The sequence below is a fragment of the Kitasatospora sp. NPDC093102 genome, from assembly GCF_040683915.1.
Lineage (GTDB): Bacteria > Actinomycetota > Actinomycetes > Streptomycetales > Streptomycetaceae > Kitasatospora.
In genome coordinates this window covers 1-1,248 of the sequence record NZ_JBFBFA010000146.1, presented here as the reverse complement: position 1 = coordinate 1,248, position 1,248 = coordinate 1, and the positions used below count along the sequence as shown (strand labels likewise).

Genomic DNA, 1,248 nt, shown 5'->3' with positions numbered 1-1,248 from the left:
GGTGGGGGGAAGCCGGCACGGAGGGGGTGTCTGTGGTGGCTGCTCCTTGTTGTGGTCCCGGTGGGTGTTGTGGTCCTGGTGAGTGCAGCACGGACGGGAGAGCCAGGCACAGGGCTGCTGCGGTGCAGGCCGCGGTCGCGCCGAGGGCGTGCCGGCGGCGGCGCTGGTCGGCGCGTCGGCGGATCTCCGCAGCGGGCAGGGTCGGTGCGGGCATCTGCGTGCCGAGCAGCCGCAGCCGGTTGGCGAGGTTGTCGTGGATGGGGTCAGACACGGAGTTTTCCTTCCTCGCTGGTCGGGGTCTGGTCGGCGAGTCTGGCCGCGAGCGCGGCCCGGCCGCGGGCGAGGCGGCTTTTGACGGCGCTGACGCTGGCGCCGGTCTCGGCCGCGACCTGCTCGACGGAGAGGTCGCACATGTGGTGCAGGACCAGGGCGCTCCGCTGTGCCTCGGGCAGCTCGCGGAGCGCGGTGACCAGCATCAGGTGCTCCTCGGTGGGCGGCTCGACGGTGGGTGGTTCCTGGCGGTGGTGGCGTCCGGCCAAGTGCAGGCCCCGGGCCAGACGCCGCCAGCGGGAGAGGGCCAGCCGCCGGGCCGTGGTCCGGATCCATGCCTCCGGGGCGCTGTTCGGGTCGAAGGTACGCCTTCGGTCCCACGCACGGATGAAGGCCTCCTGGACCACGTCCTGTGCTTCGGACCAGTTGCCGGTTAACGCGTAGAGCTGCCCGGTCAGGCGGGAGAAGGACGCCGCGTAGAACGCGTCGAACTCCTGTGGCGTCATCAAGGGCCTCTCCTCCGGGGCTGTCCGTCAGCTCGCGGCACAGGCGGCTCGCGAGGAGACACTCCTCGGCTACGGCGGTGGAGCTGTGCGTCCTGGGCGGAGCGTCCCGCCCTGTACGCACGAGCGCCGTCCCAGGGTCGCACCCACGGCCTATGACCTGGATCACGTGTGCGGGATGCGACCTGCCGGGCGTCGGGAGGCGTACAGGGGCGCGGGCATCAACCGGACGCCCGCAGGAAAGGACACCGATTCATGCGTATCCGCCCGATCATGCTCATCGCCGCCACCGCCACCGCCGCAGCCATCGCGACCGCAGGGGGAATGGCCACCGCCGCAACCGGCACCCCCATGCCCACCCCCACGGCCCACGCCAAGCCCTCCGCTGCGCCCACCGCCACGGCCTCCGGCGCCGACTCGGCCGGCGCCTCGGTGGTCTCCGGCAACGGCTCGTCCGTTACCCGTGTGCCTGCCA

The 1,248-nt window shown here is 72.4% G+C and carries 1 protein-coding gene and 2 pseudogenes; 1 reads left to right on the top strand and 2 read right to left on the bottom strand.

Features of this window, described 5'->3' with window-relative positions:
- Positions 1-271: pseudogene (locus AB0O11_RS39380) on the bottom strand (hypothetical protein); the annotation flags it as partial.
- The gene (locus tag AB0O11_RS39375; RefSeq protein WP_363397442.1) at positions 264-776 is read right to left on the bottom strand and encodes a SigE family RNA polymerase sigma factor; all 513 of its coding nucleotides are present in this window, start codon (positions 774-776) and stop codon (positions 264-266) included. The gene AB0O11_RS39375 and the pseudogene AB0O11_RS39380, both read right to left, overlap by 8 nt.
- A gap of 252 nt (positions 777-1,028) precedes the next feature.
- On the opposite strand from AB0O11_RS39375, the pseudogene AB0O11_RS39370 reads away from it, so the two are divergent.
- Positions 1,029-1,248 (top strand): annotated as a pseudogene (locus tag AB0O11_RS39370) (hypothetical protein); the annotation flags it as partial.